The sequence below is a fragment of the Sphaerisporangium fuscum genome, from assembly GCF_018531465.1.
GTDB lineage: Bacteria > Actinomycetota > Actinomycetes > Streptosporangiales > Streptosporangiaceae > Sphaerisporangium > Sphaerisporangium fuscum.
Genome location: NZ_JAHDTF010000004.1, coordinates 370,060 through 388,871, shown reverse-complemented (window position 1 = coordinate 388,871; position 18,812 = coordinate 370,060). Strand labels below are relative to the sequence as shown.

22 protein-coding genes, 1 tRNA gene and 1 riboswitch are annotated in these 18,812 nt (G+C 71.6%); of the genes, 7 read left to right on the top strand and 16 right to left on the bottom strand.

Features of this window, described 5'->3' with window-relative positions:
• Positions 1–16: 16 nt before the first annotated feature.
• Entirely contained in the window at positions 17–1,324 is a 1,308-nt protein-coding gene (locus KIK05_RS06830) for an MFS transporter (RefSeq protein WP_214409688.1), read from the bottom strand.
• A 137-nt stretch (positions 1,325–1,461) separates the two neighbouring features.
• Between KIK05_RS06830 and KIK05_RS06825 the strand changes: the two genes are divergently transcribed.
• The gene (locus KIK05_RS06825) at positions 1,462–3,030 is read left to right on the top strand and encodes a PucR family transcriptional regulator (protein WP_214409687.1); all 1,569 of its coding nucleotides are present in this window, start codon (positions 1,462–1,464) and stop codon (positions 3,028–3,030) included.
• Positions 3,031–3,133: 103 nt separating this feature from the next.
• On the opposite strand, the gene KIK05_RS06820 is transcribed toward KIK05_RS06825, so the two are convergent.
• Entirely contained in the window at positions 3,134–3,886 is a 753-nt protein-coding gene (locus KIK05_RS06820) for an SDR family oxidoreductase (RefSeq protein WP_214409686.1), read from the bottom strand.
• A gap of 81 nt (positions 3,887–3,967) precedes the next feature.
• On the bottom strand, positions 3,968–4,708 hold the full coding sequence (locus KIK05_RS06815; RefSeq protein ID WP_214409685.1) for an SDR family NAD(P)-dependent oxidoreductase: 741 nt from the start codon (positions 4,706–4,708) through the stop codon (positions 3,968–3,970).
• Positions 4,709–4,836: 128 nt separating this feature from the next.
• Here KIK05_RS06815 and KIK05_RS06810 point away from each other — a divergent pair, with 128 nt between their 5' ends.
• Both KIK05_RS06810 and KIK05_RS06805 read left to right on the top strand, forming a co-directional pair.
• Entirely contained in the window at positions 4,837–5,436 is a 600-nt protein-coding gene (locus tag KIK05_RS06810) for a TetR/AcrR family transcriptional regulator (RefSeq protein ID WP_214409684.1), read from the top strand.
• 440 nt (positions 5,437–5,876) lie between these two features.
• Positions 5,877–6,236 carry a hypothetical protein gene (locus KIK05_RS06805; RefSeq protein WP_214409683.1) on the top strand — a complete coding sequence of 120 codons (360 nt, stop codon included), beginning with the start codon at positions 5,877–5,879 and terminating at the stop codon, positions 6,234–6,236.
• Positions 6,237–6,255: 19 nt separating this feature from the next.
• Here the strand turns inward: KIK05_RS06805 and KIK05_RS06800 are convergent, their stop codons facing one another.
• Positions 6,256–6,495, bottom strand: coding sequence for a hypothetical protein (locus KIK05_RS06800; RefSeq protein ID WP_214409682.1), 240 nt, complete (start codon positions 6,493–6,495; stop codon positions 6,256–6,258).
• Between the two features lie 158 nt (positions 6,496–6,653).
• Here KIK05_RS06800 and KIK05_RS06795 point away from each other — a divergent pair, with 158 nt between their 5' ends.
• The gene (locus tag KIK05_RS06795; protein WP_214409681.1) at positions 6,654–6,896 is read left to right on the top strand and encodes a hypothetical protein; all 243 of its coding nucleotides are present in this window, start codon (positions 6,654–6,656) and stop codon (positions 6,894–6,896) included.
• A gap of 114 nt (positions 6,897–7,010) precedes the next feature.
• On the opposite strand, the gene KIK05_RS06790 is transcribed toward KIK05_RS06795, so the two are convergent.
• From KIK05_RS06790 to KIK05_RS06770, 5 genes are all read right to left on the bottom strand, one after another.
• On the bottom strand, positions 7,011–7,871 hold the full coding sequence (locus KIK05_RS06790; RefSeq protein WP_214409680.1) for a GAF domain-containing protein: 861 nt from the start codon (positions 7,869–7,871) through the stop codon (positions 7,011–7,013).
• Positions 7,872–8,058: 187 nt separating this feature from the next.
• The gene (locus KIK05_RS06785; RefSeq protein WP_214409679.1) at positions 8,059–8,460 is read right to left on the bottom strand and encodes a hypothetical protein; all 402 of its coding nucleotides are present in this window, start codon (positions 8,458–8,460) and stop codon (positions 8,059–8,061) included.
• Between the two features lie 38 nt (positions 8,461–8,498).
• Entirely contained in the window at positions 8,499–9,548 is a 1,050-nt protein-coding gene (locus tag KIK05_RS06780; protein WP_214409678.1) for an alpha/beta hydrolase, read from the bottom strand.
• Positions 9,549–9,620: 72 nt separating this feature from the next.
• Entirely contained in the window at positions 9,621–9,929 is a 309-nt protein-coding gene (locus KIK05_RS06775; RefSeq protein WP_214409677.1) for an AzlD domain-containing protein, read from the bottom strand.
• A complete protein-coding gene (locus tag KIK05_RS06770; RefSeq protein ID WP_214409676.1) occupies positions 9,926–10,669 on the bottom strand; it encodes an AzlC family ABC transporter permease in 744 nt (247 codons plus the stop codon). Before KIK05_RS06770 ends, KIK05_RS06775 begins: the two co-directional genes overlap by 4 nt.
• Positions 10,670–10,737: 68 nt before the next feature.
• Here KIK05_RS06770 and KIK05_RS06765 point away from each other — a divergent pair, with 68 nt between their 5' ends.
• The gene (locus KIK05_RS06765; RefSeq protein ID WP_214409675.1) at positions 10,738–11,301 is read left to right on the top strand and encodes a helix-turn-helix domain-containing protein; all 564 of its coding nucleotides are present in this window, start codon (positions 10,738–10,740) and stop codon (positions 11,299–11,301) included.
• Positions 11,302–11,313: 12 nt separating this feature from the next.
• Here KIK05_RS06765 and KIK05_RS06760 read toward each other — a convergent pair whose 3' ends face one another.
• The gene (locus KIK05_RS06760; protein ID WP_214409674.1) at positions 11,314–12,432 is read right to left on the bottom strand and encodes an MBL fold metallo-hydrolase; all 1,119 of its coding nucleotides are present in this window, start codon (positions 12,430–12,432) and stop codon (positions 11,314–11,316) included.
• A 180-nt stretch (positions 12,433–12,612) separates the two neighbouring features.
• On the opposite strand from KIK05_RS06760, the gene KIK05_RS48755 reads away from it, so the two are divergent.
• Both KIK05_RS48755 and KIK05_RS06750 read left to right on the top strand, forming a co-directional pair.
• Positions 12,613–12,813 carry a ferredoxin gene (locus KIK05_RS48755; protein ID WP_214409673.1) on the top strand — a complete coding sequence of 67 codons (201 nt, stop codon included), beginning with the start codon at positions 12,613–12,615 and terminating at the stop codon, positions 12,811–12,813.
• 1 nt (position 12,814) lies between these two features.
• On the top strand, positions 12,815–14,086 hold the full coding sequence (locus KIK05_RS06750; protein WP_214409672.1) for a cytochrome P450: 1,272 nt from the start codon (positions 12,815–12,817) through the stop codon (positions 14,084–14,086).
• A 23-nt stretch (positions 14,087–14,109) separates the two neighbouring features.
• Here KIK05_RS06750 and KIK05_RS06745 read toward each other — a convergent pair whose 3' ends face one another.
• From KIK05_RS06745 to KIK05_RS06720, 6 genes are all read right to left on the bottom strand, one after another.
• Entirely contained in the window at positions 14,110–15,390 is a 1,281-nt protein-coding gene (locus tag KIK05_RS06745) for an MFS transporter (protein ID WP_214409671.1), read from the bottom strand.
• 191 nt (positions 15,391–15,581) lie between these two features.
• Positions 15,582–15,658, bottom strand: a tRNA-Lys gene (locus KIK05_RS06740).
• 187 nt (positions 15,659–15,845) lie between these two features.
• Positions 15,846–16,451: a hypothetical protein gene (locus KIK05_RS06735; RefSeq protein ID WP_214409670.1), complete on the bottom strand. Its 606-nt coding sequence runs from the start codon at positions 16,449–16,451 to the stop codon at positions 15,846–15,848.
• 277 nt (positions 16,452–16,728) lie between these two features.
• A riboswitch (cyclic di-AMP (ydaO/yuaA leader) is annotated at positions 16,729–16,871 on the bottom strand.
• A gap of 807 nt (positions 16,872–17,678) precedes the next feature.
• Entirely contained in the window at positions 17,679–18,077 is a 399-nt protein-coding gene (locus KIK05_RS06730; protein ID WP_214409669.1) for an OsmC family protein, read from the bottom strand.
• A 30-nt stretch (positions 18,078–18,107) separates the two neighbouring features.
• A complete protein-coding gene (locus KIK05_RS06725; RefSeq protein ID WP_214409668.1) occupies positions 18,108–18,383 on the bottom strand; it encodes a hypothetical protein in 276 nt (91 codons plus the stop codon).
• A 51-nt stretch (positions 18,384–18,434) separates the two neighbouring features.
• Positions 18,435–18,698: a hypothetical protein gene (locus tag KIK05_RS06720; protein WP_504740185.1), complete on the bottom strand. Its 264-nt coding sequence runs from the start codon at positions 18,696–18,698 to the stop codon at positions 18,435–18,437.
• Positions 18,699–18,812: the final 114 nt, after the last annotated feature.

Below are 18,812 nucleotides of genomic sequence, written 5' to 3'. Positions count from 1 at the left end.
GAAAAGCGGCCGGGTGTCAGACGGCCGAGGGAAGCGGGTTCTCCGCGGCGCGGCGGGCCGGCCGTACGGCGGCCAGGCAGCCGATGCTCAGCAGGCACATGCCGATGAGCAGGGCGATCGCGGGGGCCGGCCCTCCGCCGTACGCCTGGACCAGGGCGGTGGCGGCCAGCGGCGAGAGCCCGCCGAAGACGGCGCCCGCGACCTGGTAGGCCAGCGACATGCCGGTGTAGCGGATGTCGGGGCGGAACATCCCGGCGAGCAGCGTGGCCATCGGGCCGTACGTCGCCGACATCGCGAGCCGCATCAGCCCGAGCATCCCGAAGATCAGCAAGGTGTTCTTGGTGCCCATGACGGTGAACTGCGGGGCGGCGAGGAGCGCCACGGCCACGAGGCCGGCGATCACCACGCGCCGGGCGCCGACCCGGTCGCCGAGCCACGAGATGACCAGCGTGGCGACCAGCTCGACGAACGCGGCGAAGCTCAGCGCGTCCAGAACGACCTGTTCGGCGACGCCGACACCCGGGCCGGTCGCGTACGCCAGCAGGAACGTCGTGGTGATGTAGTAACCGCCGATCGCGACGGGCAGCGCGCCGATGCCGAGCAGCACCGTACGCCAGGACGTCCGGAGCGCCTCCTTGATCGGCAGCGCGGCCGGCGCGTCCGCGAGCACCCGCTCGAAGACCGGGGACTCCTCCACCCGCAGCCGGATGAACAGGCCCACCAGGACCAGTGCCGCCGAGGCGAGGAACGGCACCCGCCACCCCCACGTGTGCAGCGCGCCGTCGCCGAGGCCGTTCATCAGGCTGAAGGCGCCCGTGGCGAGCAGCGCCCCCGCCGAGTTGCCGAGCTGGGCGAACGATCCGTAGAACGTCTTCTTCTTCTCCGGGGCGTGCTCGACGGCCATCAGCGCCGCGCCGCCCCACTCGCCGCCGACCGCGAGGCCCTGGACGATCCTCAGGACGACCAGCAGCACCGGCGCGAGCATGCCGATCGAGTCGTAGGTGGGCAGCAGGCCGACCAGGAAGGTCGCCGCGCCCATCATGAGCAGCGTCACCACCAGCGCGGACTTGCGGCCCACCCGGTCGCCGAAGTGGCCGAAGATGATGCCGCCGAGCGGCCTGGCGAAGAAACCGACCGCGTAGGTGGCGAAGGAGGCCATGACGCCGACGAGCGGGTCCTTGGTGTCCGGGAAGAACAGGTCGCCGAACAGCAGCGCGGCGGCGGTCGCGTAGACGTAGAAGTCGTACCACTCGATCGTGGTGCCGATGAACGCCGCGACGGCGGCGCGCCGAGGGCCGCCGCTCGGGGCCGAACGCTCACCCATGTGGTCCTCCGAGGATCGTGCTGGGGTTTCACAGACCATATGCGCAGCTCAGGAGGCTTTGCCGTGGGCGGTTCGCACTGTACGGGGGCGGCTATAGTGCGAACCGCACAGCCTCCGCTCCGTACGGGAGTACCCGCATGCCCCTCACCGTCGCCGACGTGCTCACCGCTCCGGGCCTGTCGATCCGGCTGCTCGCCGGCCGGGACGGCCTGGCCAATCCCGTGCGATGGGCGCACGTGACCGAGCTCCCCGATCCGGTGCCGTGGCTGCGCGGCGGCGAGCTCGTCATGACGGTCGGCCTCGGCCTGCCCGACACCCCCGACGGCCGCCGCGCGTACGTCGACCGGCTCGCCGCCGCGGGCTGCGCGGGCCTCGCGTTCGCGCTGGACGAACGGCTGGCCGCCGTACCGCCGGAGGTCCTGGAGTCGGGCACCCGGCTGCGCCTGCCCGTCCTGGAGATCACCGGGCGGACGCCGTTCATCGCCGTCGCCGAGATGGTGGCCCAGTGGCACGCCGACGAGCGGGTGCGCGGCGAACGCCGCACGGTCGGCGGGCAGGAGGCGATGGCCCGCGCCGCGCTGCGCGCCGGACCGGCGGGCATCCTGCGGGCGCTCGCCGAGCACACCGGGGGCGAGACGCTGCTGCTCGACCCGTCCGGACGTCCCCGTGCCGCCGCTCCGGACGCCCCGCGCCCCTGGCACGACGACGCGGTGCGGACAGTGGGCGATCTTCCCGCGCGGCACAGCGCGGTGGCCGTCGACCGGGGCGACCAGGTCCTGCTGATGCAGAGCCTCGGCTTCACGGGGCCGCCGCGCGGCTGGCTGGCCCTGTCCGCCCAGGGCCCGACGGACTGGCACGTCAGGGTACTGGCCAACCAGGCGGCGTGCCTGCTCGCGATCGAGCTGGACGGCGTCCGCCGCACCCGCGCCCGCGCCCACGCGCAGCGGGCCGCCGTACTCGCGGGGGTCCTCACCGGCGACCCCGCGTTCGCCCCCTCCCGGCTCGCCGAGATCTGCCCCATCGCCCCGCCGCCGTACGAGGTGGTCGTCGCCCGGCCCTTCGCCCGGAGCGCCGCCGAGGAGCCCGCGCCGGAGGTCGCCCGGCTGGCCGACCCGGCGATCGACGCCGTCGCGGACGTGCTCGGCGACCAGGCGACCGAGGAGCTCGCGTTCGTGTGCGCGCGACCGGAAGGGCTCGTCCTGGTCCTGCCGGACACCGGCCGCCGGCTCGGCGGCGAGCTGATCGACCGGCTGGCGTCGCTGTCCGGACGGGAGATCGCGGCCGGCGGCTGCCGGGCGCGGGACCTGGACGAGATCCCGGCCGCGGTCCGGCACGCCGCCCGGCTGGCGGGCCGCCGCGGGTCGGGGTACGCGCACGTGGACGACATGGAGCCGTGGGCGCTGCTGCGTGACGCGCTCGACCCGGGCGGGGTGAGCCTGTTCGCCGACACGGTGCTGCGCCCGCTGCGCGACCACGACGTGCGGCACGGCACCGACCTGGTGGTCTCGGTGCACGCGTTCCTGGAGTGCGGGGAGAACGTCGAGGCGGCGGCCCGGCGGATCGGGGTGCACCGCAACACCCTGCGCACCCGCCTGCGTACGGCCGAGCGGCTGTCCGGCGGCGCCTTCTCCGACTCCTCGCACCGGCTCAGGCTGTGGCTGGCTCTGGCACTGAGCTCGGTCGTCCCACCGGGGCGCGAGGACTGAACGCGGGGCGGGTGGCCGGCCGTACGAGTCCCGCACCGGCCGTACGGCGGACGGCCCCCTGGGCGGGCGGCTCCTCACAACCGAGAGCGGAGGCGAATCGCGGTCAGTAGGCGAGTTCTCCGATGCCGCCATCGACGCGCAGGACGGTGCCGGCGGTGTAGGCGGACTCGTCAGAGGCCAGGTAGACAGCCGCCTTCGCCAGCTCGGTGGCGGTGCCGATGCGGTGCAGGGGCACGGTCCGCCGCAGCTCGTCGTACAGGGCGGCCTGTCGCTCGGGGCCGAGTGCGGCGAACGTGTCCGTGAGGGTCGGGCCCGGGCTCAGCCCGTTGACGCGGACGCCCCGCTCCTTCAGCTCGTAGGTCAGCCCGCGCGACAGGGACAGCAGGCCGGCCTTGGCGGCGCCGTAGACCGCCGCGTTCTCGTGCCCGATGAAGGCGGAGACGGAGCCGACGAGGATGACGGACGCCTGCCGGGACAACAGCGGCAGCAGGGCCTTGATCAGGAAGAACGGCCCCTTGAGGTTGGTGGCGAGGAGCCGGTCGAACGCCTCCTCGGTCCATTCCTCGATCGGCAGGTGGGTGACGTCGGCGGCGTTGCTCATCACGATGTCGAGCCGCGGCCACTCCTGCCGCAGCCGCGCCGCGAGCGCCGCCTGGCCGGGCACGTCGCCGGCGTCGGACAGCACGGGCAGCACCCGGCCGCCGCCCAGCCGCCGGGCGGCCTCCTCCAGACGTTCGCGCGAGCGGCCGGTGATCGCGACGGCCGCTCCCTCGGCGAGGAACTCGCGGGCGGTCTCGAATCCGATGCCGCTCGTCCCTCCTGTGATCAGGGCGTACTTGCCCTCAAGACGACTCATTGACCTCGATCTCCTCACTCGCGCCCGAGCGCGTGGTTCTGGTAACGGTGGTTGTGCAGAGGGACCGGAGCGCGCCCCGGGTCAGATGGCGGTGCGGCCTCCGTCGGCGGCCACGACGGCGCCGGTCACGTAGCCGGCCTGGTCGCTGGCGAGGAAGGCGATGACCTGGGCGACCTCGGCCGGGTCGGCGGCGCGCTTCAGCGCGGTCGTCAGCCCCATGCCGCCGAGGTCCGGGCCCATGGCCGCCACCACCTTGGAGGTGGTCATCGGGCCGGGCGCCACGGCGTTGACGCGCACGCTGGAGGCGGCGAACTCGGCCGCCCAGGTGCGGGTCAGCGACTCCAGCGCCGCCTTGGTGGCGCCGTAGACCGCCATCGCCGGCATGCCCAGGGCGGCGGCGGTGGAGCTGACGTTGACGATGCTGCCGCCCCCGCCGGCGGCCATCTTCGGCGCGAGCCGGGCGACCAGGACGAACGGCGCGCGCACGTTGACCGCGAAGGCGGCCTCGTAGCCGGCGAGGTCCTGGTCGGCTGTCGCGCTGAACGGGACGACGCCCGCGTTGTTGACGAGGATGTCCACCGTCCCGGCGTCCTCGGCCAGCCGCTGCACGGCCTGCGGGTCGGCCAGGTCGGCGGGGATGAAGCGCACGGTCCCGGCCGCGCTCGCCCGCACGTCCTCCACGACCTGGGCGCCGCGGCCCGGGTCGGTACCGGTGATGATCACGTTGGCGCCGCCGGTGGCGAGGATCCTCGCTGTCGCGTGCCCGAGCCCGCCGATGGCGCCCGATCCGGTGATCAGCGCCGTCTTTCCGTTGAAGTCCATGCGGTCCTGCCTCTCGTTCGCCGGCGCACGTTCACGCGCACCGATTTCTATGTCGGCGTTCAAAAAGTCGCTCGGCCATCACCGTACGACCTTTTGTGCACGCGGTCAAAAAGTCGTAACCTGGGGGTATGGCACGGACCGGGCGCCCCCGCGCCTTCGACAAGGACCAGGCCCTGGAGCGCGCGCTGCTGCTGTTCTGGTCCCGGGGCTACGGAGCGACCTCCGTCCAGGACCTGGTCGACGCGCTGGCCCTGGAGCGGGGCAGCCTGTACGGCGCCTTCGGCGACAAGCGGCAGTTCTACCTGGCGGCGGTCCAGCTGTACTGGGACACCTACGAGCGCCAGCTGATCACGGCACTGGAGGCCGGGCCGGTGCTGCCGGCGCTGCGCGAGGTGCTCGCCAACCCGGCCCGGGCGCAGGAATACGCCTCCGACGTCGGCGTTCCGCAAGGGTGCATGATCGGCAACACCACCGCCGAACTCGTGCCCCAGGATGACGAGGCCCGCGAGATCGTCGCCCGCTCACACGCCCGCTTCACCCGGATCGTCGCCGACGCCCTGCGGCGCGCCCAGGCCGACGGCGAGGTCACCCAGGCCGCCACCCCCGAGGCTCAGGCGCAGCTCCTGCTGTTCACCGTCCAGGGCCTTTCCCTCGTCTCCCGCGCAGGACTCGACACGGCTGCCGCCCTCGCCGCCGTCGACGCCCTGATCGACGCCCTCCGCGCCTGATCCGCCGGGCACGAGGCCCGCCGCGCCGTCGGCCGGTCCGGATCGCTAGGGCTTCGACCAGGTCACCGTGCGCCCCGGGGGCCTCGCACGAGATTGTTCGAAGGCGACGCTCAGACCCGACTCGCCGCCGAGGCGGCCGGCCACGTCTCGCAGCGCCATGTGCAGCACCATCGCGTGTTCCGCCAAGCGGACGGCTCGAAGGCGTGGATCGGACGGCTCACCCGGCCGCCCTCCCGACCTTCGCCTGACCGGTCGATGACGCCTCCAGTCAAGCATTGCTTAGGAAGGTTTCCTATTAGACACTGCGTTGAGCGGCCGGAGAACGGCCCTGACGACCACCCTCCGCACCTCCTACCGCACCACCGCGCCAGGCACCCGGCCGGCGCGTCGCGTCCCAGCGGACCCCTGCACGCTGTGTCATTCGCCCCAAGGAGGCATGCATGCTTCGACGTGTTCTCGCCCTGGCCACCGGTGCGCTGATCACGGGCGCCGGAGCGCTCGCGATCGCGCCCCCGGCGCAGGCCGCCGCCGTTCAGCCCGCCAGAGCCCTGGCCACGGTCGATGTGACCTTCGGCCCCGTCAGCATCGGCGACTACTGCTACGCCAAGGTCAACACGTCATCGTTCATCGGGTTCTACGAGTCCGGCGGCGTCAACTGCTACACCCGCGGCACCGGAGGCAACCTCAGCTTCGTCGGGCGGGGCGACCCGTACCTCGCCTGCAAGTACCTGACGCCGGACGTGGTGATGAGCGCGTTCGCCGGCACCGGCGGCGCACTGGTCTGCCGGGTCGTTCGCTAGCGCACCGGCGGCGGGTGAGCTAGTCGCGTTCACGGCGGGCGAGCGAGTCGCCGATCACACCGATCAGGAGGCCGAGAACGATCATGATCACGTAGCTGTAGATCTCGTAACCATGAGGGGCGAGGAAGCGGACGAACCCCATGAAGTGGATCCAGCCGAACCACTCGTGCAGGAGGCCGCTCGCGCCGCCGACGACCAGGACGAAACAGAGCAGACCCGAGACGGCCGCAACGGGGGACTTCGGGGAACGTGAGGTCATGGCCCGACCGTAGGCGAGCGGAGGCGAGCGGCGGATCGGGCGGGAGATGGCCGAGCGGTTGACCAAAGTCGTCCGTCGCGGCCGAAACGGTGTACGGAAGTATCTGCTCACGGTACGGAGGTCCTGCGGCTGGCGCGGCCCACGTAGATTGCGGAAACATGCGCCGCCCCCACCGCACCGGACGGGATTGGGCCGCCGACATAGGGCTGCTCCTGTTCGCCGCCTGCTTCGCCGCCGTCAGCTCTCAGCCGCTGCCGGTCGTGGAGGATCTCGCTCCTGTGTGGCGTGCCGTCGATCAGGTGGCCGGCGGGCTGGGGTGCGCCGCGTTGCTGCTGCGGCGGCGCTGGCCGGTACCGCTGGCGGTGACGCTGCTGCTGGCGGGCAACAGGCGCACTACCTGACCGGTCCGGCGCTGGTGGCGGTGTTCACGGTGGCCGCGAGCCGGCCGTGGCGGGTGACGGCGTGGGTGGCGGCGGCGGCCTTCGCGCCGTTTCCAGCGCGACCCGCGTCGAGGACTAGGCGGGACGGCGACGCTTCATGTAGGCGGCCAGGCCACCCATCTCCTCCTCGGTGGCGATGAACACGCCCTTGACCAGGATCAGCGCCTCCTCGGCATGCGGGAAGCAGCCCCAGGCGGAGTCGCCCCAGGAGTCGGCGATCTTCAGCTCGGCCGGCTTGTCGCAGTGCTCCTCGGCACCGCCGAGCTGGCAGATCTTCGGGTGGTCGACGTCACGCTGCACGGCCGCGGCCTCGCGCAGCCGGGCGGCCATCTCGGTGGCGGCGGCGGCCCGCTCGTCGGCCTCCTTACGCAGCGACCGCTCGGCGCGCACGGCCTTGATGGCGTCCAGGCGCAGCTCCAGGTGGCGGGCGACCAGCGCGGCGAGCTTGCTGAGGACGGCGTGCTGGGTCTCACTGATCTGCCGGGGCGACTGGTCGATGACGTTGACCGTGCCGAGGCGGTAGCCATCGGCGGTGATAATCGGCGCCGCGGCGTAGAAACGGAGGCCGAGCTCCCCTCGGACCAGCGGATGGTCGAGGGTGCGGGGGTCGACCTCGGCGTCCTCCACGATGTAGGGCCCCTCGGCGAGGACGGCCGACGCGCACAGACCGGGCTCCGTGCCGACCTGCGTCACCCCCTCCAGCCCTTCGGCGGCGGCGAACCAGACGCGGTCCTCGTCCACGATCGTCACCGTGGCGATGGGCGTGCCGCACACCAGCGCCGCCAGCTCGGCGATCTCGTCGAAGGATCCGTCACGGGGCGCGTCGAGGATCTCGTACCGGCGCACCGCGGCCAGGCGGCCGGCGTCGCCGATTCCAGCGGTGGTCGGATCGGCGGGAACGATGGACGGGACGTCGGCAGGCACGGGAGTGGACAACGGAGCCTTCTCTTCTTCGGCAGGTGGAGGACCTATGCAACTGGCGAGGAGCTGCCCGCGAAACCGGCCGCCATGCCTGGGACCTGCGGGCGAAAGCATCGGTCCGGGGACAGAAGAACGCTACTCGACGCGCCGACCCCCGTCACATCCACCCGCCACGGGAACCCGGGGCCGGAGACACCGGGGCTCACTCAGGGAGGCCGTCTGCGGGGTGGTGGGATCGGCGGCGGTCGAGGGCCTGGATCCACTTGGTGGCCACCGCGGCCACCTGGACGAGCTCGGCGCGCAGGGCGTCGGGGTCGTCCTCGGCGAAGGCCTCCAACACCTCCTCCAGCAGGATGTGCCGCCAGGTCAGCGTGCCCCGGGAGGCGGAATCGGCGACCTCGCGCTTGGCGCGGTCGGCGTCGGCGGAGCGGTGGGGGCCGGTGCCGTCGGGATGCTCGTCGATGCCCCACATCACGTCCTGGGCGATTCGCTCGTCGGCGATGTCGGCCAAGACGCGCGACAGTGAGCCTGTAAGGCCGAAGTCACCGTCGGGGATGCTGATGGAACCGTCAGGAACGGTGATCGGGCGATCGGGAACGCTCATGGGGCCATTGCGAGCGCTGGTGGGGCCGTCGGGAATGCTCATGGGGTCGAAGGGCCCTCATCGGGCTGAAGGCGCTCGGCGAGCCAGGCGAGCGACAACGGGTAGCGGTAGTCGATGCCGCCGTGGCCGGCGTCGAACAGCTCGAACCGCATGATCTCCTCGGGGACTCCCTCGGTGAGCAGCGCCTGCCGGAACGCCTGCGCGCCGAGGTCGAGGTTGAAGTCGTCGCGGGTGCCCGCGTCGATCCAGATGGCGCGCATGGAACGCAGGGCCTCGGCGTACTTGGGCACCATGCGCACGGGGTCCCAGTCGAGCCAGCGCTGCCAGACCTCCTCCCTGAGCACACCCGTGTGCGGGTCGAACGGGAGCTCGGGCGTGCCGTCGGGAAGGGCGGAGAACGCGGCCGAGCAGCCGAGCACCCCGAGCAGCACGCCGTCGGCGGGATCGGTGAAGGCCGTGCGGGAGCGGAAGGACTCCCACCACCGGAAGATGTCGCCGTCGTAGGACCGCAGGTGGCGGACGGCCTGGGAGAACTCGGGCAGGTAGCAGTACTCGTAGAGGGTGTCGCCGGCGTGGGTGGCGAACGCGCCGAACAGGTCGGGGCGCAGCATCGGGATGATCATCGCCCCGAACCCGCCGCTGGACTTGCCGGTGATCGCCCGGTGGTCGCGGTGGGCCAGGGTGCGGTAACGGGCGTCGACCCACGCGACGACCTCGTCGCAGAGGTAGGAGTGGTAGCGCCCGGTGCCGGGCGAGTCGACGAACTGGCTGCCGCCGTACGCCGTCCACGCGTCGACGTACACGACGATGACGGGCGGCGCCTCACCCCGGGCGAACACCTGGTCGGCCGTCTCCGGGAACGGCTGCCGGAACGGCGAGCGGTTGGCCCACATCGCCAGATGCCCGGTGTATCCCTGTATGACGTAGACGACCGGGTAGCGCCGGTCCGGCGCGTCGTCGTACCCCGGAGGCACGTAGACCCACAACGGCCGCTCGTGCGGGTCGTCCAAAGGGTTCCCGCGCAGCAGCTCGCTGTCGATCACATGCTCGTCGATACGTCCGGCAAGGTCGGCCCGCCACGGCAGCATCGTTCTCCTCCTTCGGCCCTCCTCATCCGTATCACGGACCGCCGACATTCCACTGCCCCCGAGGCGAAAGCGTCAGGGCAGGCCGGCCAGGCGGAGCAGGGCCGCGGTCGCCGCGGCCGCGATCACCACCAGCGGGAACGGCGCGCGCCGCCAGGCGAGGAGGCCGCCCACCAGCACCCCCACCGGCCTCGCCACGCCGCCGAAGCCCTGTCCCTGGGTGAGCGCGGACGTCACGACGAGCGCCAGGAGCAGGACCGCGGCCGCCGCCGAGAGCAGCCGCTGCGCGCGGACCGGCAGCGACACCCTGCCCGCGAGCAGGGGCCCCGCCACGCGGAAGGCGTAGGTGCCCGCCGCCAGCGCCAGGATCGCGATGATCGTCATACCGCCCTCCCCACCGACGGCTCGCCCTCTTCACGGCGTCCGCGCTCGTCCTCCGCGGCGGCGCCGGGGTCCTTGGGACGGCCGAGCACGACCAGGCCGGCCAGGGCGAGGAGCACCGGCAGGCCCGGGGGCAGCAGCGGTGTGGCCGCGACGGCCAGCGCCGCGCCGAGCAGGGCGGCGCGCCGTGTCGCGGCGTCCTTCAGCGTGGGCAGCACGAGGGCGAGCAGCGCCGCCGGGAACGCGGCGTCCAGCCCGTAGGTGTCGGTGTCCCCGAGGACGCCGCCCGCGAGGCCCCCGGCCAGGACGCCGAGGTTCCACAACACGAACAACCCGAGGCCGCAGGCCCAGAAGACGGCCCGCCGGCGCGCGGGGTCGCGCTGGGCCAGCGTGAAGGCCACCGCCTCGTCGGTCATCACGTGGCTGCCCACCAGCGCGGACCAGCGGCGGCCGCGGCCGAGCACGTCGGCGACCGCGAAACCGAACGGAAGGTGACGCGCGTTGAGCACGAGCCCGGCCAGGACGGCCGCGACCGGCCCGCCTCCGGCGAGCACGATGCCCACCGCGCTGAACTGGGCACCGCCGGCGAACACCACCAGGGACATGACCACCGGCACCCACAGCGGCAGTCCCCCCGCCACCGCGATGGCCCCGAAGGACGCGCCCACCACGGCGGAGGCGAGGCAGACCAGCCCGATGTCGCGGAGGAGAGGAGGATCAAGTGTTCGGAGGAGCGAACGCATGTCCACTAGAATGAACAATAGCCGCACTGTTCGTCAATCCGAACGAATGGACGTCTGGAGCGAACGTCATGACGGATGCACCCCCCAGATTGCCGCTGGAACGCATCGCCGCGTCGATCACACGCGAGCGCAACCGTGCCGGGCTCTCCCTCTCGGAGCTCGCCAAGCGCGCGGGCATCGCCAAGTCCACGCTGTCCCAGCTGGAGGCCGCGACCGGCAACCCCAGCGTGGAGACGCTGTGGGCCATCGGGGTGGCGCTCGGCGTGACGTTCAGCCGGCTGGTCGATCCGCCGCGCACGTCCGTCCAGGTGGTCCGCGCCGGCGAGGGGACGGCCATCGCCTCCGAGCGCGCCCACTACGTCGCGACCCTGCTGTCGACCTGCCCGCCGCACGCCCGCCGCGACATCTACCGGCTGGACTTCGAACCCGGCACCCCGCGCGAGTCGGACGCCCACATGCCCGGCAGCGTCGAACACCTGGTCCTGGGCACCGGGCGGGCCCTGGCGGGCCCCCAGGAGGAGCCGGTGGAGCTCGGCCCGGGCGACTACCTCACCTATCCGGGCGACGTGCCGCACATCTTCAGGGCACTGGAACCCGGCACCACCGGCGTCCTGGTCATGGAGCACATCTGAGAGACGTCACTCTCAGGTCAGCATCTCCCACCAGCCGTCGAGCGAGGGCGGGGCGTCCACGTCGACCCGCTCCCCGGGCCGCGGCACCACGACGCGTACGTCACGCGCCTTGGCCTCTGCCCACAGCCGGTCGACCGGCTCGGCCCACGGGTGCAGCGCCAGCGTGAACGTCGCCCAGTGGACGGGCAGCATCAGCTCGCCGCCGAGGTCGATGTGGGCGTTGACGGCCTCCTCCGGGTCCATGTGGATGTCGGGCCAGGCGGGGCTGTAGGCGCCGATCGGCATGAGCGTCAGGTCGAACGGCCCGTGGTCGGCGCCGATGCGCGCATACCCGTCGAAGTAGCCGGAATCCCCCGCGTAGAAGACCCGGCGTCGCTCCCCCGCGACCACCCACGAGCCCCACAGTGTGTCGTTGCGGGAGAAGGCCCGCCCCGAGAAGTGCCGCGCCGCCGTCGCGACGAACCGCAGCCCGGCGACCCGCGCCTCCTCCTCCCAGTCGAGCTCGATGACGCGCTCGGCCGGCACGCCCCACTTGGCGAGGTGCGCGCCGATGCCCAGCGGCACGATGAACGGCGCCTGCTGGAAGCCCGTGAGGGCGCGCACGGTGGCGAGGTCGAGATGGTCGTAGTGGTCGTGCGAGATGGCGATCGCGTCGATCGGGGGCAGGCGGTCCAGCTCCACCGGCACCGGGTGCAGCCGCTTCGGCCCGACCAGCCGCGAGGGCGAGACGCGCCTGCTCCAGACCGGGTCGAACAGCACGCGCCGCCCCTCGATCTCGACCAGCGTCGAGGCGTGGCCGAGCCAGACGACCTGCAGCCCGTCCGGCGCGAGGTCCACCTGCGGCGGCGTCACCAGCGGTACGGGACCCGCGGGCCGCCGCACGTCGCGTCCGGTGAGCAGCTCTCGGACGAGGTTCGGCGGCGGCCCGGACGGGGCCACCGTCCGGACGGCCATCGGGTTGTAGAAGGCCCCGTCCCTGAACTGGGCCGACCGCCTGATGCGAGCGGCCCGCCCCTCCCCCGTCCTGAGCGGCCGCGCGCCCAGCTCCTCCGGCACGTCCCGCAGCATCCACGCCGCCGCGACCGCGGCCCCGCCTGCCAGCACCCGCCCCAGCATCCGACTTCCGGCCATCCGCCCGCCCTCCCGAATCAAGTTCTATCCTCCGCAACTCGTCACGCCCGGCCGGCGTTCCCTGTTTCCCGGATTTGCACGGAATCTTCGGGGGCTCCCCTCCCCGGCCCCCATCCGTCAGGATGGGAGACCGGGAGACGCGAACGGGCGCATCGCCGCGAAGAGACCGGAGTACGGGAAGTGAAGACTCGAATCGATCCGGAGCGCTGCCAGGGACACGGCCGCTGCTACGACCTCGCCCCCGAGCTGTTCAGCGAGGACGACGAGGGCTACGGGCAGGTCGTGGGCGACGGTGTCGTACCGCCGGGCAAGGGGCACGCGGCGCGCCTGGCGGCGTCCAACTGTCCGGAACGAGCGATCGAGATCGTCCAGGAGGCGTGAGATGACGGTGGACGACCGCTTCACGCAGGACTTCCGGGAGTCACGAGGAGAGGTGCCCCTCGGCATCCGCAACGAGATCGTCACGGGTCCGGTCGCGGATTGGGCCACCGACTTCTCCCACCTGGAGCCCGAGTGGGCCGCCGACCCCTATCCGATCCAGGACGACCTGCGGCGGCGCTGCCCGATCGCGCACACCGACCGGTTCGGCGGCGGGTGGCTGCCCACCCGCTACGAGGACGTCGCGGCGATCGCCTACGACACCGAGCGCTTCTCCTCTCGCTCGGTCGTGATGAGCAACTTCCGGCCGCCGCGCGAACTGGCCCCCGTGGGCGCCACGCCACCGATCTCCTCCGACCCGCCGTTCCACCACGACGCGCGCAAGCTGCTGCTCCCGGCGTTCACCAAGAGCGCCGTCGCCAGGCGGGAGCAGGCGACCAGGGCGTTATGCCACTCGCTCATCGACGCGTTCGAGGGGCGGGGCACTGTGGACGCCTCCCGTGACTACGCCCGGCACATCCCGGTGCGGGTGATCGCCGACATGCTCGGCTTCCCGCCGGAGGACGGGCCACGGTTCCGCGAGTTCATCGAGAACACCCTCGAAGGCGTCAACCTCCCGCCGGAGGAGCGTCTCCAGCGGATGGACAAGCTGTTCGACTACCTGCTGGCGCAGATCCGCGACCACGTCGACGACCCGCGCGACGACCTGACGACCTACCTCATCAACGCCGAGCTGTACGGCCGCAAGCTCGATCCGTCCCACGTGGCGGGCACGATGGCCCTGCTGCTCATCGCCGGCATCGACACCACCTGGAGCGCGATCGGCGCGTCGCTGTGGCACCTGGCGAAGGCCCCCGCCGACCGCGTGCGCCTGGTCGCCGAGCCCGCGCTGCTGCCCACCGCGATGGAGGAGTTCCTGCGGGTCTACGCCCCCGTCACGATGGCGCGGCTGGTGAAGGAGGACATGCGCTGGAACGGCGTCGACATGAAGGCCGACGACTGGGTCCTGCTGTCGTTCCCCGCCGCCAACCGGGACCCGGCGCAGTTCGACCGGGCGGGCGAGGTCGTCATCGATCGCGAGGTCAACCGGCACGTCGCGTTCGGTCTCGGCATCCACCGCTGCGTGGGCTCGCACCTGGCGCGCATGGAACTGCGGGTCGCCCTGGAGGTCTGGCTGGAACGGATCCCCGCGTTCGGTCTCGCGGACCCCAAAGCCGTCACCTGGGCCACCGGCCAGGTCCGCGGGCCGCGCACGCTCCCGATCCGCATCGGCTGACAGCGGCCGCCTGCGCGCTCAGATCACGACGCCTGCTGATAGGCCGGCTCCGGGACGACGATCTCCGCGGGCCGGCGTACGGCGGCCGTCCGCGGCAGGCCGAAGATGCGGGCGAACGCGGCGGCGGCCAGCAGCGTCCCCGTCACCGTGGCGAGGCCGCCGATCAGGAGGGCGGCGCGCGGCCCGAAGGTGTCGCTCAGGTGGCCGAGCAGCGGGCCGCCCAGCGCGCCCGAGGCCGCGGAGACCACGCCGAGCACCGCGATGACCCGGCCGCGCATGTGGTCGGGGCTGTCGAGCTGGGCCCTGGCGGCGACGATGGTGTCGAGCAGGACGGCGCTCGCGGCGATCGGCAGCATCAGGGCGGCGAAGGAGCCGAGGCCGGGCATCAGGCCGCTGACGGTCTGGGCGACGCTCGCCAGCATCGCGGCACCGAGCAGCAGGGGCACGGTGAGCCGCTCCCGGTACGCCGCCACGGCCCCGCCGATCACGGTGCCGATCGCGAAGACCGTGGACAGCAGGCCGTAGCCGGGCGCGCCCGCGTGCAGCGGTCCCGCGCTCATCGCGGCCATGGTCACCTGGTAGTTGCGTCCCAGGCTGCCCAGCACGAAGGCGAGCGCGAGCAGCACGAGAAGCCAGGGGGTGCGGAAGACGTAACGCACGCCCTCGCGCACGCCGAGCTCCCTGGGCGACTCGGCGTAGGCGAGGACGTGCAGCTCACGCCGGCGCATGCCGAGGACCGCGACGATCACCGCCAGGAAGCTCAGGGCGTTGACGACGAACAGGCCCGCCGTGCCGGTCAGCGGCAGGAGTGCGCCGGCGAGGCTCATGCCGAGGATGCGGGCGCCGGAGCTGATGACCGATCCGAGCGCCATGGCGTTGGGGAGGTCCTCCGGCGGCACGACCTCCGCGCCGAACCGGCCGAGCGCGGGCCCGGTGACCGCGTTGACCACGCCGGAGACGGCCATGATCGTGTAGATCGGGATCACCGATCCGGGCTCGCCGCCCATCGTGATCACAGCGAGGACCGCGGCGAGGACCGCCTGGGCGACCTGGGCGGTGAGCACGACGGGCCTCGAGGGGAGCCGGTCGGCCAGGGATCCGCCCCACAGGCCCAGGAACAGCGTCGGCAGCGCCTGCAGGACGAGGCTGACGCCCACGCTCGTGGCCGACCCGGTGATCGAGAGGATCAACCAGTTCACGCCGAGGACCTGGGCCCACGTGCCGGTGACGGAGACGAAGTCCGCGACGGCCCACAGCCGGTAGTTGCGATGGCGCAGAGAGCGCAGGGCCGTAGGCACTGCCACGTTCGTCCTTCCATAGGCGATTTACCGAAGGACGAACACGGCAGCCGAGCACCACGATTCCGTTTTGCCCCACTTTGTGGCGATAGTCACATGCGTATCAGGTTTAAACCGCGACAAGCGTGTGGGCCGGGCAGTGAAAGGGGCCGGACATGACGAAGGGCACCCTCGCGAGCGAGGATGCCCTTTTCGTCTGGTGCGCCGCCAGGGACTCGAACCCCGGACCCGCTGATTAAGAGTCAGCTGCTCTAACCAACTGAGCTAGCGGCGCGTTGACTACGGTGACTTTAGCAGTCCCGGCGAAGCTCCGCACATCGGCCGAGAAGACGTGGCGCGGAAGGCCGTCCACCCCGAAACGCGGCACGCCGCTCGCCCGGAAGGGGGACGTCCGGGCGAGCGGCGCCTGTGGCCGCGAAGGACCTCCGGCCAGAGCGGTCCTTCGCCGTCGCAGCTTCGCGTCAGCTGCCCGACGAGGCCGCGGGCGGCGTGGCGGGGTTGTGGTCGTAGGCGCTCCAGGCGCCGGCCGAGAACGGGACCGGGTAGTTCTTCTTGCCCGGGCCGCTGCCCCACTTGGTGATGACGTAGTCGACCTTGATGTGGCCGGCGTCGAAGCCGGAGACGGTCAAGCTGGAGTCGCTGAACGAACCGCCCGTCAGCTCCGCGAACGTCTTGCCGTCGATGTCGAGCATGACGCCGCTGCTGGACGGGATGCCCGGGCCGCGGTCGCCGATGAAGAAGGGGGCCTTCTTCCCGTTGTAGAAGACGTAACCCTCGGTGCCGAGGGGCCAGCTCGGGCTGGCGAACAGGCCCTTCTGCATGGGCTTGCCGATGGCCGGCAGGCCGGTGTCACCCTGACGCCCGGAGGCGTCGTCCCAGAAGTACGAGGCCTTGGTCGAACCCTTGAGAAGGACCCGCTCGGTCACCTGTGCGGACGCGGCCGTGGCCGGCTGGTTGTCCGCGTGGGCCGAGACAGCGGTCCCCATGAGGGCCGTGCTCCCGACGAGCGCGGCACCGGCGATGCCCGACAACAGTCGACTCTTGGGGGTGTTCGAAAAAAGAGGCATGAAGGATCTTTCATCAGAAGACAAGGGGACCCGCGTGGCCGAAGGCACGGGGGGATGGAAAGCGCTCTCAGAGCTGGGTACGACGAAAAGACGTCGTGCTGGGCGCATTCGCGCTTGGGTCGGTCAGCGGTGGCGCCTGCCACCACGTGCAGTGGGCGGGAGTCCGCCTACTGGACGGCTGCCGCGAGCAGCCGGCTGTCCGCCGCTTCTGACGGCGTAGATCCGGGTCTAGGTTCGCCCGGCAAGAGCTGTACGCGGAGTGGGGTGCTCCACTCGGGTCTCCTCTCCAAACTCGTCTACCGGGTTAGCTGACGGGTTCGGGCTTTGGAGCCGCCCTACCGCTGACGCGGATTCACCCCAAGGACCTGGGTCCCCGGTTCTTCTGGGCTGGTGAAGCCCTTCGGATTCGACGTTCGGGTGGCGGCCTTCCGGCTGAAGACCAGGTCACCACCCGCCTGGTGCCTAAGACCTTACCCACAGAGTCAGGACAAAGCCAACTAAACCATGCGAAAGCATTAGAAGATCTACCTCTAGCGCCCAAACCGGGACTATTCCGGATGTTTCGCTTGAGTTCTGGCCTCAGCGTATGCGCTGCTCAGAGCACTCCTGTGGCGCGTGTGACGAGAGGGAGAGAAATGGCAAGATGCCGGTATTGATCAATTTCCGGAAGAAGGTCGGCTTTCCTGCCTGACGCCCTCTGTCAGGGCCCGAAGAAGGGGCGCCGGGACGAGGAGCAGCCGCATTCAGGCGGCGGTGAAGAGCGCCGTCGGGGCCCGGCCGGTGGAAGGCGACGGCGGGGAAGATCGAGCTTTGCCCCTGCCTGACGTCTCCACCCGCGGTCAGGGGGAGGCGGACACGTGGCGCGAGAGGCGGCGAGGAGAGAGGAAGGCCGGCGAGCGGAAAAGAGTCCGGGCAAGAGTCGGGGCCGGGCAGTCCCCCGCCTGCCCGGCCCCGATCTATCACGGTCCAGCGCCGATGCCTTCCCCCAAACGCACCGGGCGGTCCCGCTCTGGACGCGTTCCCCCACCGCGTCCTTTTCTGAAAGCTGTGCGGCGCTCTCGCGGAGCGCAGGTCCATCCCTCTTGACCTGCCTTAACACTACATACTGGGGCCTGAGATGCTCGTCATCGCAAGGTATAGATTCGGTCTAACCCACGAGAAGGATCATGTCCGGCGCGGGAGGTCCACGCCGGACACCCCTGACACCGCGCCCCCGCCGCACGAGGGCTATTCGGGCAGTTCCACCTTCACCTCGGTGCCCTTCTGCAGCGAACGGCTCACCGTGCAGTGCCGCTCGTGCACGCGGTGCGCGACCGCCCGGAAGACCTCGTCCGCCTGCTCGTCGCCCTCGGGCAGTTCGACGTCGTAGGTGATCGTCACCGGGCCGAGCAGCGTCGGCTCGACCTTCTCCGCCTCCACCGTCATCGCCAGCCGTACGAGTCGATGACCGCGCTGGGCGGTGAGGGGCTCGACGGTCACGATGTTGCAGCCGCCCACCGCGGCGAGCAGCAGCTCGACCGGCGTGAAGACGCCCTCCTCGTCGCCGCTTCCCATGGCGACCTCCGCTCCGCGCGAGTTGCGCGCGACGAAGCCGCCGTCCGTCCGCTCCACATGTACCGATGCCATGTCCAGGAGCCTAGAGCCGTGGGCGGCGGCTCACGCGTCCGGGTGCTCGGACAGGTAGGCGACGTAGACGGGGCGCAGCGCCTCGCCCAGCTCGCCCACACCCGAGGCCATCGCGTCGCTGAGCAACGCCGACACCCGGCTGAGGTCGTTGGCGGCCTCGTCGGCGTGGCCGCTGGCGGCCTCCGCCGCCGGGATCACCTTCAGCAGTTCCCACAGGAAGCCGAAGTCGCCGTGCGCCACGGCGTAACGCACCGCCCTGTCGTGGAGCTCCTTGGGCGAGAGCGACTGCAGCTCATCCTGGTCCATTAAGTAACACCTCCTTTCACCCCTTTCCCGGCGATCAGCCAGATATGCCGCTCAGGCCAGGTGGACGATCATCTTGCCGACGGTCTCCCCGCGCATCATGGCGAGGAAGGCCTCCGGCGCGTTCTCCAGGCCCTCTCCCACGGTCTCCTCCATGGTGATCTTGCGCTCGCGGAGCCAGGCCCCCATCTCGCGGACCATGTCGGACGCGCGGTCCGCGTGATCGCCCACGAGGAACCCGCGCAGCGTGAGCCGCGGTAGGCGAAGGCGTCGTCGAAGCCGCGCATGACCTGCCCTTTCACTCGGCGAACGCGTCACCCTCCAGCGAACACCGCCCGCCTCGGCGATCACTCACCGGCTGCCGTCCGTCGCGGCGTCGCCTGTCCGGCAGGGGCCGTTCAGGTCCTGCGGCCCTACCGTTCAAGGACGACC

Excerpts from the sequence above, each read along its gene's own strand:
- KIK05_RS06810 (WP_214409684.1), top strand. The coding sequence starts at position 4,837 with ATGGCACGGACCGGGCGCCCCCGCGCCTTCGACAAGGACCAGGCCCTG.
- KIK05_RS06750 (WP_214409672.1), top strand. The coding sequence starts at position 12,815 with ATGACGGTGGACGACCGCTTCACGCAGGACTTCCGGGAGTCACGAGGA.
- KIK05_RS06820 (WP_214409686.1), bottom strand. The coding sequence starts at position 3,886 with ATGAGTCGTCTTGAGGGCAAGTACGCCCTGATCACAGGAGGGACGAGC.
- KIK05_RS06830 (WP_214409688.1), bottom strand. The coding sequence starts at position 1,324 with ATGGGTGAGCGTTCGGCCCCGAGCGGCGGCCCTCGGCGCGCCGCCGTC.
- KIK05_RS06825 (WP_214409687.1), top strand. The coding sequence starts at position 1,462 with ATGCCCCTCACCGTCGCCGACGTGCTCACCGCTCCGGGCCTGTCGATC.
- KIK05_RS06805 (WP_214409683.1), top strand. The coding sequence starts at position 5,877 with ATGCTTCGACGTGTTCTCGCCCTGGCCACCGGTGCGCTGATCACGGGC.
- KIK05_RS06780 (WP_214409678.1), bottom strand. The coding sequence starts at position 9,548 with ATGCTGCCGTGGCGGGCCGACCTTGCCGGACGTATCGACGAGCATGTG.
- KIK05_RS06725 (WP_214409668.1), bottom strand. The coding sequence starts at position 18,383 with ATGGACCAGGATGAGCTGCAGTCGCTCTCGCCCAAGGAGCTCCACGAC.
- KIK05_RS06775 (WP_214409677.1), bottom strand. The coding sequence starts at position 9,929 with ATGACGATCATCGCGATCCTGGCGCTGGCGGCGGGCACCTACGCCTTC.
- KIK05_RS06735 (WP_214409670.1), bottom strand. The coding sequence starts at position 16,451 with ATGCCTCTTTTTTCGAACACCCCCAAGAGTCGACTGTTGTCGGGCATC.
- KIK05_RS06800 (WP_214409682.1), bottom strand. The coding sequence starts at position 6,495 with ATGACCTCACGTTCCCCGAAGTCCCCCGTTGCGGCCGTCTCGGGTCTG.
- KIK05_RS06815 (WP_214409685.1), bottom strand. The coding sequence starts at position 4,708 with ATGGACTTCAACGGAAAGACGGCGCTGATCACCGGATCGGGCGCCATC.
- KIK05_RS06795 (WP_214409681.1), top strand. The coding sequence starts at position 6,654 with ATGCGCCGCCCCCACCGCACCGGACGGGATTGGGCCGCCGACATAGGG.
- KIK05_RS06785 (WP_214409679.1), bottom strand. The coding sequence starts at position 8,460 with ATGAGCGTTCCCGATCGCCCGATCACCGTTCCTGACGGTTCCATCAGC.
- KIK05_RS06770 (WP_214409676.1), bottom strand. The coding sequence starts at position 10,669 with ATGCGTTCGCTCCTCCGAACACTTGATCCTCCTCTCCTCCGCGACATC.
- KIK05_RS06730 (WP_214409669.1), bottom strand. The coding sequence starts at position 18,077 with ATGGCATCGGTACATGTGGAGCGGACGGACGGCGGCTTCGTCGCGCGC.
- KIK05_RS06765 (WP_214409675.1), top strand. The coding sequence starts at position 10,738 with ATGACGGATGCACCCCCCAGATTGCCGCTGGAACGCATCGCCGCGTCG.
- KIK05_RS06760 (WP_214409674.1), bottom strand. The coding sequence starts at position 12,432 with ATGGCCGGAAGTCGGATGCTGGGGCGGGTGCTGGCAGGCGGGGCCGCG.